Raw genomic sequence first — 20,753 nt, forward strand, 5'->3', positions numbered from 1 at the left:
GGACCTACCAGCGAGCCGCGCCCAGGTCTCTGGAGATCGCCCGCGCTGCCTCCCGCAGCAAGGTGATCAGGGGGGGGTGCGGCCGGCCCTGGCTGTCGCAGATCCGCTCGACCGGGCCGGACACGCCGAGAGCGCCCACCACGAGACCGCCGTGCCCGCGGATCGGCGCGGCGACTCCGGCCTCACCCATGGTCATTTCCTGCACCTCGGCGGCCCAGCCCAGCTCCCGGATCTCCGCGAGCGCCCGGTTGAGCTCCTCCGGGAGCACAACGGTGTGCCGGGTGTAGGCCTCCAGTCCGGCCGCCAGTAGCGGCTCGACGGGCTCGGCGCCGAAGGCGAGCAGGACCTTGCCCAGCGAGGAGGCGTGCAGCGGCAGCAGCGTGCCCACGTCCAGGGTCTGGAGGGTGTCGTCCGGCCGGAAGACGTGGTGCACCACGAGCACCCGGCCTTCGAGCGGCGTCCCCAGCCGTACGGCCTCCCCGCTCCGGGCGGCCAGGGCGTCGGCCCAGTTGATGGAGCGCGACCGCAGCTCGTTGACGTCCAGATAGCTGGTGCCCAGATGCAGCAGTGCGGCTCCCAGCTGGTATTTCCCCGTCGTCGCGTCCTGCTCCACGAAGTCCACGTGCTGCAGGGTGCGCAGGATGCCGTGCGCGGTGCCCTTGGCCAGACCCAGGGACGACGCCACCTCGCCGAGGCCCAGCCGACGCGGACCGCCGGCGAGCAGACGAAGGATCGCCGCCGCCCTCTCTATGGACTGGACCGGGCCGGCCATGAAGCGATCATAATGCGGATCGGGCTCCGCTTCAGGACGGCATTCGGTAATGCCGACCCCTGTTCATTGACCCGGCCCGTTTCCCTCTTTAGCGTGCCATAACGCCCGGCATCCGACCGGCTTCGCGGCCCGGAAGAGGAGGGCACATGACAGTAGCGCAGCTCAATGCAGCGCCTGGCGAGGGAGTGGAGTACGTCCTTCCGCTCCCGCATGCCTCCAAGGCCGTCTCGGCCGTGCGCCACCGTGCGGACGCGATCCTCACCCACTGGAACCTGTCCGCGGGCGCGGCGGAAGACGCGCTCCTGGTGATCCAGGAGCTGCTCACCAATGCGGTCGTCCACGCCCTGCCACCCGCCACGCTGCGGCTGTCCAAGGTCCTGGTGGACGGGCACAGGGCCATCCGGGTCGAAGTCACCGACATGGGGCCCGCGGCCTCCGCCGGACCGCCGGTTTCGACGATCGATCCCGACGAGCACGGCCGGGGCCTGTGCATCGTCACCGCACTGTCGGTGCGGTGCGGTGTGGCGGTGCACTCCGGGAGCACCAGCCGGTGGGCGGAGGTGCTCGTGGGGTGACAGTGCCATAAGAAGAACGACGCAGGCCTGCACCCCGTCGCCAGCCCAGCCGGATGAACACCGTCCGGAGCCGTCCGGCTCCGGACGCCGAACGGTCGGCATCGCGCCTTGCCCAGGGCGCGTACGGTCACGGTTGCGCCGGGACCGCCTTGCGGAGGGCCGCGATGCAGGTGCCGATGGCGGCCTGGAGCTCCTCGAGGCGCTGGAGCATGTCGTCCTCGTAGAGGTCGTCCAAGTCGTCCACGTCGTCCAGGGTGAGCTCCTCGAAGACCTTCGTCGCCCGTTGCAGGCCGCTGTAGAACTTCGTACGGCGTTCCTTCAGCCGCAGCTCGGGGTCGGCCTCGACGGCCTGCACGACGAGTTCCCTGACCGAGTCGTACGCCTCGGTGGCCCACGTCCCGGCCTCTTCGCCGTCGTCCAGCTCGTCGATGAGGGACAGATGGCGCTCGGCCTCCGCACGGAGCTCGGGAGGTGCGTCGATCGTCTGTCCGGCCGGGGTCCTGACCTGGCCCTTCTCGGCGATCTGCCGTACGTAGCCGATTCGGTCGGCAGCCCGGCTCTCGGTGGCCACCGCCTTCTTCAGCTCGTCCGTACGGGCGATGTCACGGGCCAGCTCGGTCTGCAGGACGGGGTCTTCCTTCAGCCGGTCGAGGAGCGCGGCGCGCGCCGTGCCGGCCGTCGCGGGGTCGGCGAGGATCGCCGCACGCAGCGCGGTGGGGTTCTCGGCGACCTCCAGCGCCTTGGTCGGCCGGATGCCCTCGGCCTCGGCCGCCGCCGCGATGGCGGTGCCGCGCTCGGAGGCGGCGCCGGAGCGGGAGGTGTAGTAGTCGTGCCACATGTCGGAGTCCGGCAGTTCGATCTCCTGGCCCGGGACCAGGATCTCGAAGTGGGGTACCAGGCCGTCGTCGGCCGCCTTGTCCCAGGCCTTGTAGTAGCGCATGACCCGCTCCGCCGAGCACCCGGCCAGCTCGGCGAAGCGCTTGGCGGAGATCTTCGGGCTCTGCCCCGCAGGCTGCCCGCCGGGCCGGACGCTGCGCGCGACCTTCAGGGCGAACGCCCAGCCGCCGGTCCGCGCGTACACGCCGAACTCACGGGCGTCGCGCACCACGGTCTCGGCCACCTCGGACTCCGCGGGGGCAGGCGCCCCGGCTTCTCCGTCCGCTCCCGGTTCGACCCAGAAGCCGTCGCCGGAGGCCACCCCGGCGGCAGGCGGCGTCTCCTGCGCGGGCTTCTCGTCGTCGGGCGAACCCGCCGCCCCGGACGGGTCGATCGCTACGGTCACTGAAACTCTCCCGGGCACTAGCGGACTGTGGGGAACCCGAGCGAGCAGCCTATATGAGTCCCTTGCGACGGCTTTGCGCCTCCGTCCCTTCCACCGGTCGGCCGCGAGGGTCCGGTGCGGCGATGCACCCGCCTCAACGGAGGCATGTCCGGCGTGGAATACCGCGCATCGGGTACCCGTTGGGCTCTGCTGTGACCGAGTGGTTCACGAGCAGCGTGCGGCACCGGGTACGGAGGGAACGCAAGCGATGGGCGAGGTCACGAACGCGGACGGCGGCAACTCCCTGAAGGGAACCGTCGGGCGGTACGGCATCTGGAGCACGGGACTGCGTTCGGAGGACCCGGCACGGCACGGCGAACTGACCGAAGCCGCCGCGGAACTCGAGGAACTCGGCTTCGGCGCCGTCTGGCTGGGCGGCAGCAGCGGCATCCAGCACGCCGTCCCACTGATCGAGGCGACCTCACGCCTCGTCGTGGCGACCGGTATCCAGAGCATTTGGCAGTACGAGGCGGCCGAGACCGCGGCGCGCTTCCAGGAGCTGGAGCGGACCCGGCCCGGGCGCTTCCTGCTCGGACTCGGCGTCAGCCACCCCAAACTGACGGACCAGTACCGCCGCCCCTACAAGGCCATGGTCGAGTACCTGGACGCACTCGACACCGCCGGCGTCCCCGCCGGGCGCCGTGTCCTGGCCGCGCTCGGCCCGAAGATGCTGGAGCTCTCCCGCGACCGCGCCGCCGGCTCCCACCCGTACCTGATGCCGCCCGAACACACCGCCACGGCCCGTGAGATCCTCGGCGACGCGCCGCTTCTCGCGCCGGAGACGAAGGTGGTCCTGGACACGGATCCCGACAGCGCGAGGACGACGGCCCGCGGTGTCCTCGACTTCTACCTGGGTCTGCCGAACTACACGAACTCCCTTCTCCGGTTCGGCTTCAGCGAGGACGACTTCGACAACGGCGGCAGCGACCGCCTGGTCGACGCGCTGTTCGCCTGGGGGGACGACGACCGGATCCGGGAACATGTCGGGGCCTTCCACCGGGCGGGCGCGGACCACGTGGCCCTTCAGGTGGTCGAGGACGGGCCGCCTGACTCGCTCCCCCGGGCCGCCTGGCGGCGCCTTGCGGAGCTACTGCGCTGACGGCCGTACGAACCCGCCGCGTTGTCAGTGGTGCGGCCTACTGTGGGGTGCGCACAGAATCCGCGACCACAACGGAGTTCCCATGACGACCCTCCCCGACCGGCCGCACACCGCCCTGCTCGTGATCGACGTCCAGAACGGGGTGGTGGCGGGCACCCACAACCGCGACACCATGATCGCGAACATCAACTCCCTGCTCGACAAGGCGCGCGCGCAGGACGTGCCGGTGGTCTGGGTGCAGCACTCCGACGACCAGCTCAAGCGGGACAGCGAGAGCTGGCAGTACGTGCCCGAATTGGTCCGCCGCGACGAGGAGCCCCTCGTGCACAAGCTCTACGGCGACTCGTTCGAGGACACCGAGCTGGAGGCGGTGCTCGCCGAGCACGGTGTGGGCCGGCTCGTCGTCACGGGTGCCCAGACCGACATGTGCATCCGTTCCACCCTCCACGGTGCCCTGGTCCGCGGGTACGACGCGACACTGGTCGGCGACGCGCACACGACGGAGAACCTCACCGAGTACGGTGCGCCGTCCCCGGAACAGGTGATCGCGCACACCAATCTCTACTGGACGTGGCAGAGCGCACCGGGGCGCCGCGGCGGGACCGTGGATACGGCCGAGGTGACCTTCGAGCCGCTCAGCGCGGGCTGAGCGACCGCCGGGCGGTGCGGGAGCTGCGGGGGCCACCATTCGCGAAAAAGGGCCCCCGCAGGCTCTCACCTGCGAAGACCCTCCGCACCGTCGGGACGACAGGATTTGAACCTGCGACCCCTTGACCCCCAGTCAAGTGCGCTACCAAGCTGCGCCACGTCCCGGTGCGCTCCCGCGGTGATCCGCGTGATCGCGCAACAGCACCTTACCCCACGGCAGGAACTGCCCGGCGAAGAGCGGGAGGCGCGGGACAATCGGGGTATGGGCGAGGCATCAGGAGTTCGGGCGGACCGGGGACGTGACCGGGACACGGAGGGCCGGGCCCGCAACGCGCGGCCGCGGGACGGTCTCGGGCGGCCCCTGCCGTACGGCGCGCAGGGCGTGGCGCGCCAGCCGGAGGGAGTCGTACGCACGCCCCTCGACAGCGTCGCGGAGGCCCAGGCCCTGCTGGACGAAGGGAAGCCGTTCCACGCGCACGAGGTCTTCGAGGACGCCTGGAAGTCGGGTCCCGACGAGGAGCGCGCGTTGTGGCGGGGGCTGGCCCAGCTGGCGGTCGGCCTCACTCACGCGGCCCGCGGCAATACGACCGGCGGCGCCCGGCTGCTGCGGCGCGGCGCCGGGGCCGTCCACGCGTGGGCGGCGGAGACCGGACAGGACCGGCCGTATGGCATGGCGATAGCAGAACTGCTCGTCTGGGCAGAGGAGTTGGCCACGGTGGCGGAGCGGGAGGCGGCCCCGGTTGACGCCCGGGCATGGGCTCCGCGGCTGCGCGGCAAGCAGTCCTAGACCGGGCTGCGCCAGGGGCGTGCGCAGGCTGCCGAGGGCGTACGGCAGACTCGGGGCGTGCGAAAGATTCATGTCATCGGCATCGGAGCGGGCGACCCCGACCAGCTGACTCTCCAGGCGGTCAAGGCGCTCAAGACCACCGACGTGTTCTTCATCCTCGACAAGGGCGAGATGAAGTCGGACCTGGTCCAGCTGCGACGCGACATTCTCGAGGCACACGTTCCGCAGGGTACGTACCGCATGGTCGAGGCGCGCGACCCGGAGCGCGACCGGTCCGCAGGCGGCGCCGCCTACTCCCCCGCCGTCGGCGACTGGCGGTCGGCACGTGCCGGGATCTACGAGCGGCTCATCATGGAGGAGCTCGGCGAGGACGAGAGCGGTGCGTTTCTGGTGTGGGGCGACCCGGCGCTCTACGACAGCACGCTCGGCATTCTGCAGGAGGTGCTGGACCGGGGTGCGGTGACGTTCGCGTACGACGTCGTACCGGGCATCAGCAGCGTCTCGGCGCTCGTCGCGAGGCATCGCACAGGGCTCAACCGGGTGGCCCGGCCCGTCCAGATCACCACGGGACGGCGCCTCGCGGAGGGCTTCCCGGAGGGCGTCGACGACGTGGTCGTGATGCTCGACGCGCACCAGGGCTTCCGGCAGTACGCCGACCAGGACATCGACATCTACTGGGGCGCTTATATCGGCACCCCGGACGAGATCCTCGTCTCGGGTCCCCTCGCGGAGGCGGCCGACCGCATCGAGCGCCTGCGCGCTGAGGCCCGCGAGCGCAAGGGCTGGATCATGGACACCTATCTGCTGCGCAGGCACCGGCGGGACTAGCGGACGCGCCCTCGCGCGAGACCCGGATGACGGATCCGCGGGCCGTCACCCCGCGTCCGTCCTCACGGGCCGAACCCCAGCCGGGCGAGAACTCCGGGCACGTCGGGGACCGCGATCACGCCGTCCGGCAGGGGTGGACGGCGGACGAGCACCACGGGGAGCCCGAGGTCCCGCGCGGCCGTGAGTTTGGCCGCCGTCGCCGCTCCCCCGCTGTCCTTCGTCACGAGCACGTCGATGCGGTGCTCGCGCAGCAACGCGGTCTCGTCCTCGACCGTGAACGGCCCCCGGGCCGGCAGCACCTCCGAGTGCGGCGGCAGGGGAGGCTCCGGCGGCTCCACCGACCGTACGACGAAGTGCAGGTCCGTCAGGTGCGCGAAGGCCGCGAGACCCAGCCGGCCGGTGGTGAGGAACACCCGCGGGCCGAGCGTGGTGAGCAGGGCCGCCGCGTCCGCGAGCGAGGCGACCTCGTGCCGGCGGTCGCCGGGGACCGCGCTCCAGCCGGGCCGGCGCAGCACCACTGCGGGCACACCGGTGGCCGCGGCGGCCCGAGCCGCGTTCGCCGTGATACGGGCGGCGAACGGGTGCGTGGCGTCGACCAGCGCGTCCACCTGGTGTTCGCGGAGCCAGGCGGCCAGCCCGTCCGCGCCGCCGAAGCCTCCGATCCGTACGTCGCCGTCGAGCGGGCCCGGCCGGGACACCCGGCCGGCCAGGGACGTGGTGACCCGGACTCCGGGCCGGGCGGCGAGCGAAGCGGCGAGTTCGCGCGCCTCGGTGGTACCGCCGAGGATCAGCACGTGGGGGGACATGGGTCCGAGGTTACGGGCAGGCCGGAGCCCCTCCAGCGGGTCCCCGCCGCAGGCGGTCCGGCCGTGCCGTCTCGCGCACGGGGTACGGCGGTCCGGCAGTGCTCTCGCTATCGTCCTGCCATGGATGCAGTGCGTGCCGTCCTCATCGACATCGACGGCGTCCTCACCGTCTCGTGGCGGCCGCTGCCAGGCGCGGTCGAGGCGCTGGGGCACATCCGCGAGTCGGGGCTGGCCGTCGCTCTGCTCACCAACACCACGTCCCGCACCCGTGCGTCGATCGCCGGGACCCTTTCCGACGCCGGCTTCCCCGTGACGGCCGACGACATCCTGACCGCGCCCGCCGCCACCGCCGCGTATCTCGCCGAGCACTGTCCCGGGGCGCGCTGCTCACTGCTCAACAGCGGCGACATCCGGGAGGACCTCGCCGGTGTCCGCTTCGTCGAGGACGTCGAGGATGCGGTCGCGGATGCGGTGGTCGTCGGCGGCGCGGGTCCCGGGTTCGACTATGGGGCGCTCAACCGCGCCTTCGGCCACCTCCAGCGGGGTGCGCGGCTGGTCGCGATGCACCGCAACCTGTACTGGCGCACCGAGCGCGGTCTGCAGCTCGACTCGGGCGCGTTCCTGCTGGGCCTGGAGAAGGCCGCGGGTACGGAGGCCGAGGTGACCGGCAAGCCGTCACCCGCGTTCTTCGAGGCGGCACTGGCGCACGTAGGGGCCGGCGCCGACCAGGCGCTGATGGTCGGCGACGACGTCGAGACCGATGTCCTCGCGGCCCAGCGCGCCGGGATCACCGGGGTCCTCGTCCGGACGGGCAAGTATCTGCGGCAGACGCTTCGGGCCGCGAGCGGCGAGCCCGACCACGTCATCGACTCCTTCGCCGACCTTCCCACGCTGCTTGGGCAGTCCGGCGGCCGCGCTCAGCGCAGCAGCAGCTGAACGGCGCCCAGCACCGTCGCCGCGATCACCAGCTGCTCGAACAGCCGCTGATCGATGCGGTTCACCGCCCACTTGCCGAGGAGCGCCCCCGGCACCACGAACACGGCGAGGGCCGCGTCCAGCAGCAGCGAGCGGCCGTCGATCAGACCGAGTCCCGCGCTGAAGGGCAGCTTGGAGACGTTGACGATCAGGAAGAAGAAGGCCGAGGTGCCGAGGAAGCCGAGTTTGCGGAATCCGGCGGAAAGGAGATACATCGACATGACCGGGCCGCCCGCGTTCGCCACCATCGTGGTGAAACCACCGAGGACGCCGTAGGAACGGGCCTTGGCCCGGCCGGCGCCTGTGGTCACCTCGTCGGGTTCCTCGTCCCCGCGGGCACTGCGGCGCCGCCACACCGTGATCGCCGCCATCAGCAGCAGGATGGCGCCGATCGACGTCCGCACGATGCCGTCGTCGGCCCACACCAGGAAGAGCGTGCCGAGGACGACACCCGCGGCGACCGCCGGGAACAGGCGCCACAGGGTCGGCCAGTGGGCGTGTCTTCGGTAGGTGAGGACGGCGAGCACATCGCCGACGATCAGGATGGGCAGCAGAACGCCGGTCGAGGCGCGGGCCGGCAGCACCGCGGCGAAGATGGCGAGGCTGACCGTGTTGGCGCCGCTCACGGCGGTCTTGGAGAAGCCGACGAGGAGTGCTGCGGTGGCCAGCGCGGCGAAGCCCCACAGGGATATGTCCCAGAGCGTGATCGTATTCATGCGAGGACCGATGCTATGTCCGGACAAGTGCCGGGCGTAAGGACCGTCTCGCCTGGTGGCCCCTGCACGCGCGCGGCTAGCGCGTCTGTGTGTACCGCGCCCGCAGTTCCCGCTTGAGGACCTTCATGCTCGGTCCTAGGGGCAGCGCGTCCGTGAACTCCACACGGCGCGGATACTTGTGCCGCCCCAGGTGCTCCTTGGACCACTCGGTGACGGCGGCCGCGTCGAGTGCCGCGCCCGGCGCGGGGACCACGACGGCGCAGACCTCCTCCCCGTGGAGTTCGTCCGGCAGGCCGATGACGGCGACCTGGGCGATGCCGGGGCAGCGCAGGAGCACCTCCTCGACCTCACGCGGGTAGACGTTGTAGCCGCCGCGGATGATGACGTCCTTCTTGCGGTCGACGATCCTGAGGAAGCCCTCGTCGTCCTTGATGCCGAGGTCGCCGGTGCGCAGCCAGCCGTCGACGAGCGCCTCCGCGGTGGCCTCGGGGCGGCCGAGGTAGCCGGAGAAGACGTTGTGCCCGCGGATGACGACCTCGCCCAGTTCACCGGCCGGCAGGAGTTCGATGCGGCCCTCGACCTCCGCACGGGCGATCTCCACGTCGACGCCCCACAGCGGATGGCCGATCGTGCCCGGCTTGGTGCCGAACCACGGCTGGTTCACGGTCGCGGTCGGCGAGGTCTCCGACAGCCCGTACCCCTCGTAGATCCTCGCGCCGTACGCCTCCTCGAAGCGTTCCAGCACCGCGCCGGGGAGCGAGGCGCCGCCGGAGATGCACACGCGCAGCTCGGGCAGGACGTCGGCGTCGGCCGCGGCGGCCGCCAGGGACACGAACATGGTCGGCACGCCGTGGAAGGTGTTGACGCCCTCCTTGACCATCAGCTCGATGGCCCGCGCCGCGTCGAAGCGCGGCAGCAGGACGAGCGTGGCCCCGGCCCGCCAGGTGGAGTTCATCGACACGGTCTGCCCGAAGGCGTGGAAGAGCGGCAGCGCGCCCAGCGCGATGTCGTCGGCGTGGATGTCGTTGGCGTCGAAGGCGTTGACGGTCGCGTTCATCACCAGGTTGAAGTGGCTGAGCATGGCGCCCTTGGGCACGCCGGTGGTGCCGCTGGTGTAGAAGACGACGGCGGGGTCGTCGGCGGCGCGGGTGACGTACGACGGCAGCGGTTCGGCGTCCGCCGCCAGCTTCTCCAACTCGGCGCCCAGGGTGACCACCTGGACTCCGACGGCCTGTGCGGCGGCCGTTCCCGTCTCCGCCTGCGCCGGGTGGCACAGCAGGAGCGTGGCGCCGCTGTCCTTCAGGACGTGCTGGACCTCCTCCGCCGACAGCAGCAGGTGGACCGGGACGATGACTCCTCCGGCAGCCGCGATCGCGTAGTACGCATGCGGGAACTCGGCGGTGTTCGGCGCCATCAGGGCGACCCGGTCCCCCGGCCGGACGCCGAGCCCGACCAGCGCCCCGGCCTGCGCGCGGGCCCGCTGCCACACCTGGGCGAAGGTCAGGCGCAGGTCGCCCTCGACAAGGGCGGTCCGGTCGGGGCGGCGCCGGGCGTTCTCGGCGAGGATCGTGGCGAGGGACAGGGTGGCCATGGAGGTGGTGCTCCGTTTCCTTGCGGCGCTGCTTTGTTGAATTGCCTTGCGGGGAGCCCCCGTTGAGGTACGAATCAGTGCCTCTCGACCAGCACCGCGCTCCCCTGCCCCACGCCCACGCACATCGTGGCCAGCCCGCGGGCGGTGCCCGTGCGGCGCATTCGGTGCAGGAGAGTGGTGAGGATACGGGCGCCGGAACAGCCGAGCGGGTGGCCGAGGGCGATGGCGCCGCCGGTCGGGTTGACGAGATCCGGGTCGATGCCGAGGCGGTCGACGCAGGCGAGGGCCTGGGCCGCGAACGCCTCGTTGAACTCGGCCTCCTGGATGTCGCCGATCGTCCAGCCGACACGGGCGAGAGCCTTCTCGGTGGCGGGGACCGGGCCGATGCCCATGATGTCCGGGTGGACGCCGGCCGAGGCGCCGGCGACGTACTGGCCGAGGGACTCGAGGCCCAGCTCGTCCAGGGCCTCCTCGCTGACGAGCAGAAGTGCGGCCGCGCCGTCGTTCATGGGCGAGGCGTTGCCGGCGGTGACGGTGCCGCCCTGGCGGAACACGGGCTTGAGGCGGGCGAGCTTCTCGTACGACGTGTCCTCGCGCACGCACTCGTCGGCGGCGACGACGACACCGTCCGGCCTGGTCACGGGCAGCAGTTCGGCGTCGAAGAAACCGTTCTTGCGGGCGTCGGCGGCCCTCCGGTGGCTGCGCAGCGCGAAGTCGTCCTGGCGTTCGCGGGGAACGCCGTACCGCTCGGCGACCTCCTCGGCGGTCTCGCCCATGGACAGCAGTCCGTGGAGGTCCCTCATCGCCGGGTTCACCAGGCGCCAGCCGAGCCGGGTGTCGGCCGTCTCGATGCGGTTCGGGAGGGCCTCGTCCGGCCGGGGCAGCACGAAGGGCGCACGGCTCATGGACTCGGAGCCGCCCGCGATCACGATGTCGGCCTCGCCCGCGGCGATGGTACGGGCGGCCATGGTGACCGCTTCCAGGCCGGAGGCGCACAGCCGGTTGACCGTGGCACCGGGCACGGACTCGGGCAGGCCGGCGAGGAGGACGGCCATCCGGGCGACGTTGCGGTTGTCCTCGCCGGCCTGGTTGGCGGCGCCCCAGTAGACGTCGTCGACGCGGGCCGGGTCGAGTGCGGGCGCATCGGCGACCAGGCCGCGGATCACGGTCGCGGCCAGGTCGTCGGGCCGTACGGAGGACAGGGCGCCGCGCAGCTTGCCGATGGGGGTGCGGCGGGCTGCCGCGAAGTGGACGGTACGCACGACGGAACTCCCGGCTGCCCTCGACGGTTAATTAGCACTGCTAGTTTTTGACTATAGACCGCCGACCGCTCACTGGGAAGATCCCAGCCATCCTGCGCAGGAGCTGCCGCAGCCGGGTTTCGCCCCATCCGTCCCGGGCACCCGGGCGCCCATGGAGTGGTTGCGGCACGCGGCATGCGTGGGTGAGGACCCCGAGTTGTTCTTCCCCGTCGGATCGACGGGCCCGTATCTGGTGGAGACCGCCGCCGCCAAGCGAGTGTGCCGCCGCTGTCCGGTGATGGCCGAGTGCCTGGACTGGGCGCTGCGCACCGGGCAGACGGCGGGCGTGTGGGGCGGCACCGACGAGAAGGAACGTGCCCGGCTGCTGCGGACCACGAAGCACCGATCGACGACAAGGAGAAGCACACGATGACCGTGGTGCACAGCACTCTGCCCGAGCCCGCCCGGCGCATCACCGGCCAGGCCCCGCAGGACACCCTGGTGGATCTGCTCGGGCTCTCCCTCGTCGGGAAGCAGGCCCACTGGAACATCGTCGGGCCGAGGTTCCGGTCGATCCACCTCCAGCTCGACGAGGTGGTCGACACGGCCCGCTCGTATGCGGACACCGTGGCCGAGCGTGCGGCCGCGCTCGGGGTCACTCCGGACGGCCGCCCGGAGACCGTCGCCTCCGCCTTCGGCCTGCCCGTGACGAAGGCGGGCTGGTTGCGGGACACCGAGGTCGTGGGACTGATGGTGGAGTCGCTGGAAGCCGCGATCGGGCGGCCGCGCGAGCGGATCGAGGCCACCGAGAAGGCGGATCCGGTCACTCAGGACCCGCTGATCGGGCTCACGGCCGAACTGGAGAAGCAGCGCTGGATGTTCGAGGCCGAGAACTGGCCGCGCGAGGACTGAGGCGCGCCAGGACCGAGACATGCGGAGAGCAGACGGAACCGCCGGGCGCGAGAGGAGTACGCCATGACCGACGCCCTGGAACTGGACGCGCTGTGGGACGAGTTCCACAGCGTGGTGAACATGACGTCCCAGGAACTCGCGGCCTGGCTGCGGGTCCAGGACGCCGGCGAGGACACGGAACCGCTGCCCGACCAGGCGGGAGACCCCACCGGGCAGCATGTCCTGGCCATCCTGCAGAAGCGGCGCATGGATCTCACCGACGACGACGTCAGGGTGATGTACGAGGTCGTGGACACGGTGACCGCAGAGCAGGACCGGTACGACGAGCCGGAGGCCATGGAGGGCGACCGCCGTCATCGCCTGATGGCCATCGGCCACGACCCGCTCAAACCGTCGGGGTGAGGCCGCCGTGAACCGGGGCGACAGCGCGGCCCGCGTCATGGGGGAACTCATCTCGGAACACGGCCGCACCTACGCCGAAGAGGCAGGCATCCAGCTCAAGGACGCCCCTCAGCCGCTCTACCGGCTGCTGCTCATGGCCGTGCTGCTGAGCGCCCGCATCCGTGGGTCGATCGCACTGGCCACGGTGCGGGCGCTGCACGAGGCGGGCCTGCGGGATCCGCGGCGCATGGCCGGGGCCGACTGGCAGGAGCGGGTCGACGCGCTGGGACGGGGCGGCTACCGGCGCTACGACGAGCGGACGGCGACCCAGCTGGGCGACGGTGCGGAACTGCTGCTGGAGCGTTGGGGAGGCGATCTGCGGCACCTGCGGGAGGAGGCCGACGGCGACGTCTCCGCCCTGCGCCGACTGCTGCAGGAGATACCGGGGATCGGTCCGGCCGGCGCGGACATCTTCCTGCGCGAAGTACAACGGGTCTGGCCGGAGGTGGCTCCCTACCTGGACGACAAGGCCCTGTCCGGAGCGGAGCGCCTCGGACTGCCCAAGGACCCGGAGATGCTGGCGGCGCTCGCCGAGGACACCGAACCGGCCGTGCTCGCCGCCGCGTTGGTGCGCGCGGCACTCGACAAGGAGATGGCACAGGAAGTCCAGCGGCACGCCGGGTAGCACCGGCCGGCCATCCGCGCAGCGGGCCCGTCGCCTGGCCCCGCTTGCGTTCACCGGAGCCGTCGCGCTCCGCCGCAGCCACTGACCGGCCACTTCGGAAGGGCCGCCGCGCAGCAAACGGCGGCCCTTCCGTATGGCACATCGCGACGCTCGGGTTACTCTTGCGGCCGTACCGGACACGGGGTGCCCCATCTGCGGGCTGAGATCACACCCGTTGAACCTGAACCAGTTCGTACTGGCGGAGGGATGTCTTTCATGCCATTGGCGCATGTTTCCGGCGGGCTGCCCGCCGACGGCCGACGGGCCGTCTTCGACGGGCGGATGCCCACCGCTCCCGGCGACCTCAGGGTCGAGGGCCACGGCATCGAACCGGTCCCCGAGAGCAACCGCTACGGCGGCGCGGGGCGGCTGTTCACCGTGTGGTTCGCCCCCAATCTGACGATGACCGGTGTGTTCACCGGGACCATCGGCATCACCCTCGGGCTCGACTTCACCACCGCGCTCGCCGCCGTCGTCCTCGGCACCGTGCTCGGCGCGGTGCCCACCGCCTACCTCGGCACCTGGGGCAGCCGCACCGGCGCCGCCCAGCTCCCCCTGGCCCGGCTGGCCTTCGGGCGTGCGGTCGTCCTGCCCGGGGTGCTGCAGTGGCTGTCCTCGGTCGCCTGGGACGCGCTGATCGGGCTGTTCGGCGGGGACGCGCTGGCACGGCTGTGCGGCTGGCCGTTCTGGCTCGGCGTCCTGGTCATGATGCTGGGGCAGGGAGCGCTCGGGGTCCTTGGCTACGAGGCGATCCACCGGCTCCAGATCGTCATGACCTTTGTGCTCGCGGCCGCCTTCGCCCTGATCGCCGTGCGCATGCCGGCCGACGTCCACCTCGCCACGAGCGGCAGCGCGCACGGTGCCGACCGGGCCGGCGCCTTCGTGCTGACCAGCACCATCGCGCTCAGCCTGACCCTGTCCTGGGCCCCCTACGCCAGCGACTTCAGCCGCTATCTGCCGAGCACCACCTCCCGGTCCCGGATGTTCTGGTGCACGCTGCTCGGCCTCGTGGTGTCCTTCCTGGCCGTGCAGGTCCTCGGCCTGTGGGGCGCCTCTGCGCTGACCGACCAGACGGCCGCCGGGGTGGACAAGCTGCTGGGCGGGGGCGCACCGGGCGCGTTCGGGCTGCTGGCCGTGGGGCTGGCCGCACTGTGCAGCAACGCCATGAACGACTACAGCGGTTCCCTGGCGCTGCAGACCGTGGGTGTGCGCGTGCCGCGTCCCGTGGCGGCCGCGCTCGCCGCGTCGCTCGGCTTCCCGCTGGTGCTGTGGATGCACGCGGCCGACACCACCGCACGGTTCCAGAACGTGCTGCTGTTCGTGGGCTACTGGATCCCGGGATTCGTGGCGATCGTGGTCGTCGACTGGCTGGTACGGCGCGGTTCGGTCACCGATCTCGTCGCCGAGTCGGCCTGGCCGCGGTCCATGTGGCCGCCGCTGCTGGCCTTCGCCGGTGCGTTCGCCGCGGCGGTGCCGTTCATGGACACCGGCCTGTACGTGGGCCCCGTCGCCGACGCGTTGCACGGCGCAGACATCTCGTACTACGTGGCGTTCCTGGTGGCCCTCGCCGTATACGCCCCGCTGCGCGTCCGTGAGGAGGGGCGCGCATGACGCCGCCGCGTGTTCTGACAATCGCCGGGTCCGACTCGGGAGGCGGCGCCGGCATCCAGGCCGACCTGAAGACCATGCTGGCGCTCGGCGCCCATGGGATGAGCGTGGTCACGGCGGTCACGGCGCAGAATTCCGTCGGTGTGCAGGGCGCCTGGGAGCTGCCCGTGGAAGCGGTGCGGGCCCAGTACCGCAGCGTCGTCGACGACATCGGCGTCCAGGCGGTCAAGACCGGCATGCTCGCCTCGCCCGCGCTGGTCACCACGGTGGCCGAACTGCTCGCCGACCAGGCGGCCCCGGTCGTGGTGGACCCGGTGAGCGTCTCCAAGCACGGCGACCGGCTGCTCGCCGACGACGCGCTGGACGCCGTACGGACCCGGCTGCTGCCGTGTGCGACGGTGACCACGCCGAACCTGGACGAGGTGGCCGAGCTGACCGGCGTCACGGTGAAGGACGAGCCGGGCATGCGCGAGGCGGCCCGGCGCCTGCTGTCGTACGGGACCCGGTGGGTGCTCGTGAAGGGCGGGCACCTGGCCGGTGAGGCCGTGGATCTGCTGACCGACGGCCACGAGGAGCACTGGCTGCGCGCCCCGCGCCACGACAACCGCCACACCCATGGCACGGGCTGCACGCTCGCCTCGGCGGTCGCGGTGGGGCTCGCCCAGGGCCTCGCGGTGCCGGAGGCGGTGCAGCGGGCCAAGGACTACGTCACGGAGGCGATCGCCCAGGGCTTCGCGCTGGGCTCCGGCATCGGGCCGGTGGACCACGGATGGATGCTGCGCGGGAACATCTGAAGGGGCAGGCCTGACCGCGCTCCCGCGTCCCGTCCGGCACGCACCGATTCGAGGTATTACGGACCGGCCTGATGTGATGTAAGGGCTGCGCCGAACACCTTCCGGAAGGATCGATCCCTGAACACCGCGTTCGCCGAGGTCCTCTCCATCGTCCTCCTCGCCGCCGTACTGGCCGGCGCGGTGGTGCGTCCCTTCGGGCTGCCGGAGGCGGTCGTCGCGGTTCCGGCGGCCGGGATCGCGATCGCGACCGGTGCCATCACCCCCGCCCACGCCCAGGCGGAAGCGGAGCGTCTCGGTCCGGTGGTCGGTTTCCTGGCGGCCGTGCTGGTGCTCGCGCACTTCTGCGACCTGGAGGGGCTCTTCCGGGCGTGCGGCGCGTGCATGGCGCGTTGGGCCGCAGGACGTCCCGGGCGGCTGCTGACCGCGGTGTTCGCCCTCGCCTCGGTGATCACCGCCGTGCTCAGCCTGGACGCCACGGTCGTACTACTGACGCCCGTGGTGTTCGCGACGGCGGCCCGGATGGGGGCCCGACCCAGACCCCACCTCTACGCCTGCACGCATCTGTCGAACACGGCCTCACTGCTGCTCCCGGTCTCCAATCTCACCAATCTGCTCGCCTTCGGCGCGGCCGGGCTGAGCTTCACGCGCTTCGCCGCCCTGATGGCCCTGCCCTGGCTGGTGGCCGTCACCGCCGAGTACGTCGTCTTCCGGCGCTTCTTCCGCCGCGACCTGGACGCCGGAGCCACGGCCCAGGACCAGGGGGAGCCGCCGCGGCTGCCGCTGTTCGCGCTGGTCACGGTGGGCTGCACGCTCGCCGGGTTCGTGATCGCTTCCGCCTTCGGCGTCGACCCCGCGTGGTCGGCGCTGGCCGGGGCGCTGGTCCTGGCCGGGCGTGCGCTCGTCAGGCGCCGCGCCACCCCGCTCACGGTGGTGCGCGCGGCGGCGCCGTCCTTCCTGGCGTTCGTCCTGGCACTGGGCGTCGTCGTGCGGGCGGTGGTCGACAACGGGCTCGCGGACGCCCTCGGGCGGGTCCTCCCGGACGGGACCGGGCTGCCGGCGCTGCTGGGCGTGGCGGCCCTGGCGGCCCTGCTGGCCAACCTGATCAACAACCTGCCCGCGGTCCTGGTCCTGCTGCCGCTGGCCGTCCCGTCGGGCCCCGGCGCGGTGCTCGCCGTGCTGCTCGGCGTGAACATCGGGCCCAATCTCACCTATGCCGGCTCCCTGGCCACCCTGCTGTGGCGCCGCATCGTCCACCAGCACGAGCACACGGTCGACCTCAAGGAGTTCACCCGGCTCGGGGCGATCGCCGTACCCACCGCTCTGCTGGGCGCTGTCGCGGCGCTGTGGGTCTCCCTCCACGTCATCGGCGCCTGAGCCGCTCATGGCGCCTGGCGGACCGGGCCTCGCGAACGGCACGGAACCCGGCCGCGCGCTGAGCAACTCCCGCCCCGCCGTCCGTACCTGAGCGGGACAGCGGTACGAGACGCACCGAGCGACATCCGTTTCGCCCGGCAGACACCCGGGCGCAGTGGATCAGGACCCAAGGAGCACAGCATGCAGGCGACCGCGCAGATCGGCGTCACCGGGCTCGCGGTGATGGGCCGCAACCTGGCCCGGAACTTCGCGCGGCACGGCTACACCGTCGCCGTGCACAACCGCACCCCGGCCAGAACCAAGGCACTGGTCGAGGAGTTCGGGCACGAGGGCGCGTTCGTGGCCGCCGGGACGGCCGAGGAGTTCGTGGCGGCGCTGGAGCGGCCCCGCCGTCTGATGATCATGGTGCAGGCGGGCGCCGCGACGGACGCCGTGATCGAGGAGTTCGCCCCGCTCTTGGAGCCCGGCGACATGATCATCGACGGCGGCAACGCGCACTTCGCCGACACCCGCCGCCGTGAGCGGTCGCTGCGCGACCGCGGTATCCACTTCGTCGGCGCGGGCGTCTCCGGTGGCGAGGAGGGCGCGCTGCACGGTCCCAGCATCATGCCCGGTGGTTCGGCCGAGTCGTACGCCTCGCTCGGTCCGATGTTCGAGAAGATCAGCGCGAAGGTCGACGGCGAGCCCTGCACCACGCACATCGGCACCGACGGCGCCGGGCACTTCGTGAAGATGGTCCACAACGGCATCGAGTACGCCGACATGCAGCTGATCGGTGAGGCGTACGACCTGCTGCGCCAGGTGGCCGGGTTCTCCCCCGCGGCGATCGCCGAGATCTTCCGGGAGTGGAACAAGGGGCGCCTCGACTCGTATCTGATCGAGATCACAGCCGAGGTGCTGTCGCATGTGGACGCCGCGACCGGTGAGCCGTTCGTGGACGTCGTGGCGGACGCCGCGGGGCAGAAGGGCACCGGGCGCTGGACCGTGCAGACCGCGCTGGAGCTGGGCTCCCCGGTGACCGCCATCGCCCAGGCCACGTTCGCCCGTGCCGCCTCGGGCCAGTCCGCGCTGCGCGCCGCCTACCGCGGCCTTCCCGGCGGCTCCGGCACGGACCTGACCCCGTACGAGGCGGAGCGGTTCACCGTGCAGGTGGAGCAGGCCCTGTACGCGTCGAAGGTGATCGCCTACGACCAGGGCTGGAAGATGATTCTGGACGCCGCCGACGAGTTCGCGTGGAAGATCGATCTCGGGGCGGTCGCGAAGATCTGGCGTGGCGGGTGCATCATCCGGGCGGCCTTCCTCGACCGGATCCGGGCCGCCTACGCCACGGATCCGGGTCTGGTCAGCCTGCTGTCCGACGCGGGCTTCGCGGGGGAGATCACGGACGCCCAGGTGCCGTGGCGCGAGGTGATCGCCATCGCGGCCCGCCGGGGCGTGCCGGTGCCCGCGTTCTCCGCCGCGCTGTCGTACTACGACTCCCTGCGCGCCGATCGTCTGCCGGCCGCGCTCACCCAGGGACAGCGCGACTACTTCGGCGCGCACACCTATCGGCGCGTCGACCGGGACGGCAGCTTCCACACGCTCTGGGGCACGGCCGACCGCGTCGAGACCGAGGCCTGAGCGCCCGCGTCGGGCTCCCGCGGCGGGAGCCCGACGCGGCGGCCCTGCCTCCGGCACGGCGGTCGGTGGGTGAGCGGACCCGCTCGATGGGGGGAGGTGGCGTTCGTCCGGCGTTGGTGGCGAGAAACACTTACCCCCATGACTGACTCGCCACAGCTCCCCGCATGGCGGCGGCCGACCGACGGTGAGCACCGCGGGCAGGTCGCCGCGGTCATCGTGCTCATCATCGCTGCGCAGCTCGCGGAGCCCAGCCGGTTCACGCTCCGCCCTCACTGGCTGCTGCCCGCCGTGGAGGGCGCCTTCCTCGCGGTCCTGCTGTTCAGCAACCCGGGCAGGATCAACCGGGAGTCCGTCGCGCTCCGTGCCGCGTCCCTGGTCCTCGCGGCGGTCGCCAGCCTGGCCAACGCCTGGTCGCTGGTCCTGCTCGTCGCTGCTCTGCTCGGGGGACACGAACGGAGCGCCGCGGGCCCGTTGCTCCTCGTCGCGGCCGGCATCTGGGGCACCAACGTCGTGGTCTTCGCTCTGTGGTACTGGGAGTTCGACCGCGGCGGACCCGTGGCGCGGGCCCACGCCCACCACGTCCATCCCGACTTCCTCTTCCCTCAGATGCAGGCGCAGGAGCTGGTCAGCGGGGACTGGGAACCGGCCTTCTTCGACTACCTGTACGTCTCCTACACCAACGCGACCGCCTTCAGTCCCACCGACACGATGCCGCTGTCACGGTGGGCCAAGCTGCTGATGCTCATGCAGTCGGCCGTCTCCATCATGACGGTCGTACTGGTCGTGGCACGCGCGGTGAACATCATGGGCTGACCCCGGGCACGGCGAAGGCCGCTGCCGTCGCTACGGGTGGTGACGTTGTCGAGACCCGCGTACGGGTGGCGCGCGACCACGCCATCCGTACGCGGGTTGGCAACTGTTGATTCGGTTGTAGGTCACAGTGGGCCATGGAGCCCTCCACATGAGCGAGAAGGGTGACGATTGGATCTCGGCGGGGAAGGCCGCGAAGCGGCTAGGTGTTTCCACGCGGACACTGCGCCGCTACACCCTCGAAGGCGTGTTGGAGGACCGGCGTTCGCCTGGCGGCCGGCGGATCTTCCGTATCGGTGACCTTGACGTGCTGTCGCGGCGGAGGGGGCATCCTGCGCTGCCGCTGGTGGGTGGGGTGGTCCTGTACGGGCGTGTGTCGTCGCATCGGCAGCGGGCCGAGGGGGACTTGGACCGGCAGATGGTTCGGCTGCGTGAGGCGGCCGGGAGCGGATCGTGGTCGGAGAGTTCACCGACGTTGCCTCGGGGCTGTCGGACACGCGCAAGGGCCTGCGGCGTGCGCTGCGGGCCTGCCAGGCTGAGTCCGTGACGACGCTGCTCGTTACCCATGAGGAGCGGCTGGCCAGATTCGGCACCGCCATGCTGGCCGAGGTCGTACTCCCACCGTGGGGCGGCCGGTTGGAGATCGCAGGGAGTGATGAGGAGTTGGACGAGACCGGCGACGGGGACCTGGTGCGGGACATGCTGGCCATCGTCACCTCCTTCTCCGGCCGGTTGTACGGCTCCAGGTCAGCGAAGGCCCGTGCGCTGACGAGGGTGGTCAAGTCGACTGTTGCGGAAGGCGATTTGTAGGGTCAGGGTTGGCCATGTGTACTGTGTGGATGGCGAGTTGCGAGTTGAGGAAGGAGGCTTCCTTGCATCAGAACCGCGCAACGATCGAGGAAATCCGCAAGGCGCTCGGCGGCGACTGCGAGTGGGTTACTCGGCGGCTGCTCAAGCGGAAGGGAAAGCAGTTTCCTGCCCGGGAGGACATAGCGCGCTGGCATGAGGAACCACCAGGCTGGTTCCTGCTGGAGAAGCAGAAGCGATCCAGTGCCAGGGCCAAGAATCAGGCCGGCAAGGTCGCTATCGCCTGCCCCGGCTGCGGATTCTCGATCGAGGTCAAGCCCACAACAGCGCGTCGCCGGAAGGATTGGGAGGGCCTGTACTGCGG

The 20,753-nt window shown here is 71.5% G+C and carries 24 protein-coding genes, 1 tRNA gene and 1 riboswitch; of the genes, 18 read left to right on the forward strand and 7 right to left on the reverse strand.

What is annotated here, in order from left to right:
- Window positions 1–4: 4 nt before the first annotated feature.
- Window positions 5–772, reverse strand: a complete 768-nt coding sequence (locus ACWDA7_RS27500; RefSeq protein ID WP_450607217.1) for an IclR family transcriptional regulator — start codon at window positions 770–772, stop codon at window positions 5–7.
- Between the two features lie 146 nt (window positions 773–918).
- Here ACWDA7_RS27500 and ACWDA7_RS27505 point away from each other — a divergent pair, with 146 nt between their 5' ends.
- Entirely contained in the window at window positions 919–1,347 is a 429-nt protein-coding gene (locus ACWDA7_RS27505) for an ATP-binding protein (protein WP_450607219.1), read from the forward strand.
- A gap of 127 nt (window positions 1,348–1,474) precedes the next feature.
- On the opposite strand, the gene ACWDA7_RS27510 is transcribed toward ACWDA7_RS27505, so the two are convergent.
- Window positions 1,475–2,629: a hypothetical protein gene (locus ACWDA7_RS27510; protein ID WP_450607221.1), complete on the reverse strand. Its 1,155-nt coding sequence runs from the start codon at window positions 2,627–2,629 to the stop codon at window positions 1,475–1,477.
- A gap of 247 nt (window positions 2,630–2,876) precedes the next feature.
- Here ACWDA7_RS27510 and ACWDA7_RS27515 point away from each other — a divergent pair, with 247 nt between their 5' ends.
- Both ACWDA7_RS27515 and ACWDA7_RS27520 read left to right on the forward strand, forming a co-directional pair.
- Window positions 2,877–3,767, forward strand: a complete 891-nt coding sequence (locus ACWDA7_RS27515; RefSeq protein WP_450607223.1) for an LLM class F420-dependent oxidoreductase — start codon at window positions 2,877–2,879, stop codon at window positions 3,765–3,767.
- Window positions 3,768–3,849: 82 nt separating this feature from the next.
- Window positions 3,850–4,416: a cysteine hydrolase family protein gene (locus ACWDA7_RS27520; protein ID WP_450607225.1), complete on the forward strand. Its 567-nt coding sequence runs from the start codon at window positions 3,850–3,852 to the stop codon at window positions 4,414–4,416.
- Between the two features lie 90 nt (window positions 4,417–4,506).
- Here ACWDA7_RS27520 and ACWDA7_RS27525 read toward each other — a convergent pair.
- Window positions 4,507–4,580: transfer RNA gene (locus ACWDA7_RS27525), tRNA-Pro, on the reverse strand.
- Window positions 4,581–4,677: 97 nt separating this feature from the next.
- Between ACWDA7_RS27525 and ACWDA7_RS27530 the strand changes: the two genes are divergently transcribed.
- Both ACWDA7_RS27530 and cobF read left to right on the forward strand, forming a co-directional pair.
- The gene (locus ACWDA7_RS27530; RefSeq protein ID WP_450607227.1) at window positions 4,678–5,202 is read left to right on the forward strand and encodes a DUF309 domain-containing protein; all 525 of its coding nucleotides are present in this window, start codon (window positions 4,678–4,680) and stop codon (window positions 5,200–5,202) included.
- 57 nt (window positions 5,203–5,259) lie between these two features.
- On the forward strand, window positions 5,260–6,030 hold the full coding sequence (gene cobF / locus ACWDA7_RS27535) for a precorrin-6A synthase (deacetylating) (RefSeq protein ID WP_450607229.1): 771 nt from the start codon (window positions 5,260–5,262) through the stop codon (window positions 6,028–6,030).
- 62 nt (window positions 6,031–6,092) lie between these two features.
- On the opposite strand, the gene ACWDA7_RS27540 is transcribed toward cobF, so the two are convergent.
- On the reverse strand, window positions 6,093–6,836 hold the full coding sequence (locus ACWDA7_RS27540; protein WP_450607231.1) for a cobalt-precorrin-6A reductase: 744 nt from the start codon (window positions 6,834–6,836) through the stop codon (window positions 6,093–6,095).
- A 120-nt stretch (window positions 6,837–6,956) separates the two neighbouring features.
- On the opposite strand from ACWDA7_RS27540, the gene ACWDA7_RS27545 reads away from it, so the two are divergent.
- On the forward strand, window positions 6,957–7,772 hold the full coding sequence (locus tag ACWDA7_RS27545; RefSeq protein ID WP_450607233.1) for an HAD-IIA family hydrolase: 816 nt from the start codon (window positions 6,957–6,959) through the stop codon (window positions 7,770–7,772).
- Here the strand turns inward: ACWDA7_RS27545 and ACWDA7_RS27550 are convergent.
- The 3 genes from ACWDA7_RS27550 to ACWDA7_RS27560 form a co-directional block, all read right to left on the reverse strand.
- Window positions 7,754–8,527 (reverse strand): sulfite exporter TauE/SafE family protein, encoded by a 774-nt coding sequence (locus tag ACWDA7_RS27550; protein WP_450607235.1) that lies wholly within the window; start codon window positions 8,525–8,527, stop codon window positions 7,754–7,756. The two genes, ACWDA7_RS27545 and ACWDA7_RS27550, sit on opposite strands and share 19 nt — an antisense overlap.
- Before the next feature lie 76 nt (window positions 8,528–8,603).
- A complete protein-coding gene (locus ACWDA7_RS27555) occupies window positions 8,604–10,118 on the reverse strand; it encodes a long-chain-fatty-acid--CoA ligase (RefSeq protein ID WP_450607236.1) in 1,515 nt (504 codons plus the stop codon).
- A 74-nt stretch (window positions 10,119–10,192) separates the two neighbouring features.
- The gene (locus ACWDA7_RS27560; RefSeq protein ID WP_450607238.1) at window positions 10,193–11,380 is read right to left on the reverse strand and encodes a thiolase family protein; all 1,188 of its coding nucleotides are present in this window, start codon (window positions 11,378–11,380) and stop codon (window positions 10,193–10,195) included.
- Window positions 11,381–11,531: 151 nt separating this feature from the next.
- Here ACWDA7_RS27560 and ACWDA7_RS27565 point away from each other — a divergent pair, with 151 nt between their 5' ends.
- The 12 genes from ACWDA7_RS27565 to ACWDA7_RS27620 all read left to right on the forward strand — a co-directional run.
- On the forward strand, window positions 11,532–11,792 hold the full coding sequence (locus ACWDA7_RS27565; protein WP_359397347.1) for a WhiB family transcriptional regulator: 261 nt from the start codon (window positions 11,532–11,534) through the stop codon (window positions 11,790–11,792).
- On the forward strand, window positions 11,789–12,271 hold the full coding sequence (locus tag ACWDA7_RS27570) for a Dps family protein (protein WP_450607241.1): 483 nt from the start codon (window positions 11,789–11,791) through the stop codon (window positions 12,269–12,271). The genes ACWDA7_RS27565 and ACWDA7_RS27570 overlap by 4 nt, the downstream gene beginning before the upstream one ends.
- Window positions 12,272–12,334: 63 nt before the next feature.
- Entirely contained in the window at window positions 12,335–12,673 is a 339-nt protein-coding gene (locus ACWDA7_RS27575) for a DUF3140 domain-containing protein (protein WP_359397351.1), read from the forward strand.
- A gap of 37 nt (window positions 12,674–12,710) precedes the next feature.
- On the forward strand, window positions 12,711–13,337 hold the full coding sequence (locus ACWDA7_RS27580) for an endonuclease (RefSeq protein ID WP_450607257.1): 627 nt from the start codon (window positions 12,711–12,713) through the stop codon (window positions 13,335–13,337).
- Window positions 13,338–13,506: 169 nt separating this feature from the next.
- A riboswitch (TPP riboswitch) is annotated at window positions 13,507–13,601 on the forward strand.
- On the forward strand, window positions 13,593–14,987 hold the full coding sequence (locus ACWDA7_RS27585) for a purine-cytosine permease family protein (RefSeq protein WP_450607243.1): 1,395 nt from the start codon (window positions 13,593–13,595) through the stop codon (window positions 14,985–14,987). (Overlaps the previous riboswitch by 9 nt.)
- The gene (gene thiD, locus ACWDA7_RS27590) at window positions 14,984–15,778 is read left to right on the forward strand and encodes a bifunctional hydroxymethylpyrimidine kinase/phosphomethylpyrimidine kinase (RefSeq protein WP_450607245.1); all 795 of its coding nucleotides are present in this window, start codon (window positions 14,984–14,986) and stop codon (window positions 15,776–15,778) included. Before ACWDA7_RS27585 ends, thiD begins: the two co-directional genes overlap by 4 nt.
- Before the next feature lie 117 nt (window positions 15,779–15,895).
- Window positions 15,896–17,152 (forward strand): arsenic transporter, encoded by a 1,257-nt coding sequence (locus ACWDA7_RS27595; RefSeq protein ID WP_450607259.1) that lies wholly within the window; start codon window positions 15,896–15,898, stop codon window positions 17,150–17,152.
- Window positions 17,153–17,332: 180 nt separating this feature from the next.
- Entirely contained in the window at window positions 17,333–18,772 is a 1,440-nt protein-coding gene (gene gndA / locus ACWDA7_RS27600) for an NADP-dependent phosphogluconate dehydrogenase (RefSeq protein ID WP_450607247.1), read from the forward strand.
- Window positions 18,773–18,910: 138 nt separating this feature from the next.
- Window positions 18,911–19,585, forward strand: a complete 675-nt coding sequence (locus tag ACWDA7_RS27605) for a hypothetical protein (protein ID WP_450607249.1) — start codon at window positions 18,911–18,913, stop codon at window positions 19,583–19,585.
- Window positions 19,586–19,733: 148 nt separating this feature from the next.
- Complete coding sequence (locus tag ACWDA7_RS27610) at window positions 19,734–20,129, forward strand: MerR family DNA-binding transcriptional regulator (RefSeq protein ID WP_450607251.1); 396 nt, start codon at window positions 19,734–19,736, stop codon at window positions 20,127–20,129.
- Complete coding sequence (locus ACWDA7_RS27615) at window positions 20,036–20,392, forward strand: recombinase family protein (protein WP_450607253.1); 357 nt, start codon at window positions 20,036–20,038, stop codon at window positions 20,390–20,392. The genes ACWDA7_RS27610 and ACWDA7_RS27615 overlap by 94 nt, the downstream gene beginning before the upstream one ends.
- 62 nt (window positions 20,393–20,454) lie before the next feature.
- On the forward strand, window positions 20,455–20,753 hold a 299-nt coding region (locus tag ACWDA7_RS27620), incomplete at its 3' end, for a hypothetical protein (protein WP_450607255.1).

This window comes from Streptomyces sp. NPDC001156, from assembly GCF_053598275.1.

Bases quoted from the DNA above. Each gene is read 5' to 3' on its own strand.
- ACWDA7_RS27500 (WP_450607217.1), bottom strand. From the start codon at position 772: ATGGCCGGCCCGGTCCAGTCCATAGAGAGGGCGGCGGCGATCCTTCGT.
- ACWDA7_RS27505 (WP_450607219.1), top strand. From the start codon at position 919: ATGACAGTAGCGCAGCTCAATGCAGCGCCTGGCGAGGGAGTGGAGTAC.
- ACWDA7_RS27515 (WP_450607223.1), top strand. From the start codon at position 2,877: ATGGGCGAGGTCACGAACGCGGACGGCGGCAACTCCCTGAAGGGAACC.
- ACWDA7_RS27520 (WP_450607225.1), top strand. From the start codon at position 3,850: ATGACGACCCTCCCCGACCGGCCGCACACCGCCCTGCTCGTGATCGAC.
- ACWDA7_RS27530 (WP_450607227.1), top strand. From the start codon at position 4,678: ATGGGCGAGGCATCAGGAGTTCGGGCGGACCGGGGACGTGACCGGGAC.
- ACWDA7_RS27540 (WP_450607231.1), bottom strand. From the start codon at position 6,836: ATGTCCCCCCACGTGCTGATCCTCGGCGGTACCACCGAGGCGCGCGAA.
- ACWDA7_RS27545 (WP_450607233.1), top strand. From the start codon at position 6,957: ATGGATGCAGTGCGTGCCGTCCTCATCGACATCGACGGCGTCCTCACC.
- ACWDA7_RS27550 (WP_450607235.1), bottom strand. From the start codon at position 8,527: ATGAATACGATCACGCTCTGGGACATATCCCTGTGGGGCTTCGCCGCG.
- ACWDA7_RS27555 (WP_450607236.1), bottom strand. From the start codon at position 10,118: ATGGCCACCCTGTCCCTCGCCACGATCCTCGCCGAGAACGCCCGGCGC.
- ACWDA7_RS27565 (WP_359397347.1), top strand. From the start codon at position 11,532: ATGGAGTGGTTGCGGCACGCGGCATGCGTGGGTGAGGACCCCGAGTTG.
- ACWDA7_RS27570 (WP_450607241.1), top strand. From the start codon at position 11,789: ATGACCGTGGTGCACAGCACTCTGCCCGAGCCCGCCCGGCGCATCACC.
- ACWDA7_RS27575 (WP_359397351.1), top strand. From the start codon at position 12,335: ATGACCGACGCCCTGGAACTGGACGCGCTGTGGGACGAGTTCCACAGC.
- ACWDA7_RS27580 (WP_450607257.1), top strand. From the start codon at position 12,711: ATGGGGGAACTCATCTCGGAACACGGCCGCACCTACGCCGAAGAGGCA.
- ACWDA7_RS27585 (WP_450607243.1), top strand. From the start codon at position 13,593: ATGCCATTGGCGCATGTTTCCGGCGGGCTGCCCGCCGACGGCCGACGG.
- thiD (WP_450607245.1), top strand. From the start codon at position 14,984: ATGACGCCGCCGCGTGTTCTGACAATCGCCGGGTCCGACTCGGGAGGC.
- gndA (WP_450607247.1), top strand. From the start codon at position 17,333: ATGCAGGCGACCGCGCAGATCGGCGTCACCGGGCTCGCGGTGATGGGC.
- ACWDA7_RS27605 (WP_450607249.1), top strand. From the start codon at position 18,911: ATGACTGACTCGCCACAGCTCCCCGCATGGCGGCGGCCGACCGACGGT.
- ACWDA7_RS27610 (WP_450607251.1), top strand. From the start codon at position 19,734: ATGAGCGAGAAGGGTGACGATTGGATCTCGGCGGGGAAGGCCGCGAAG.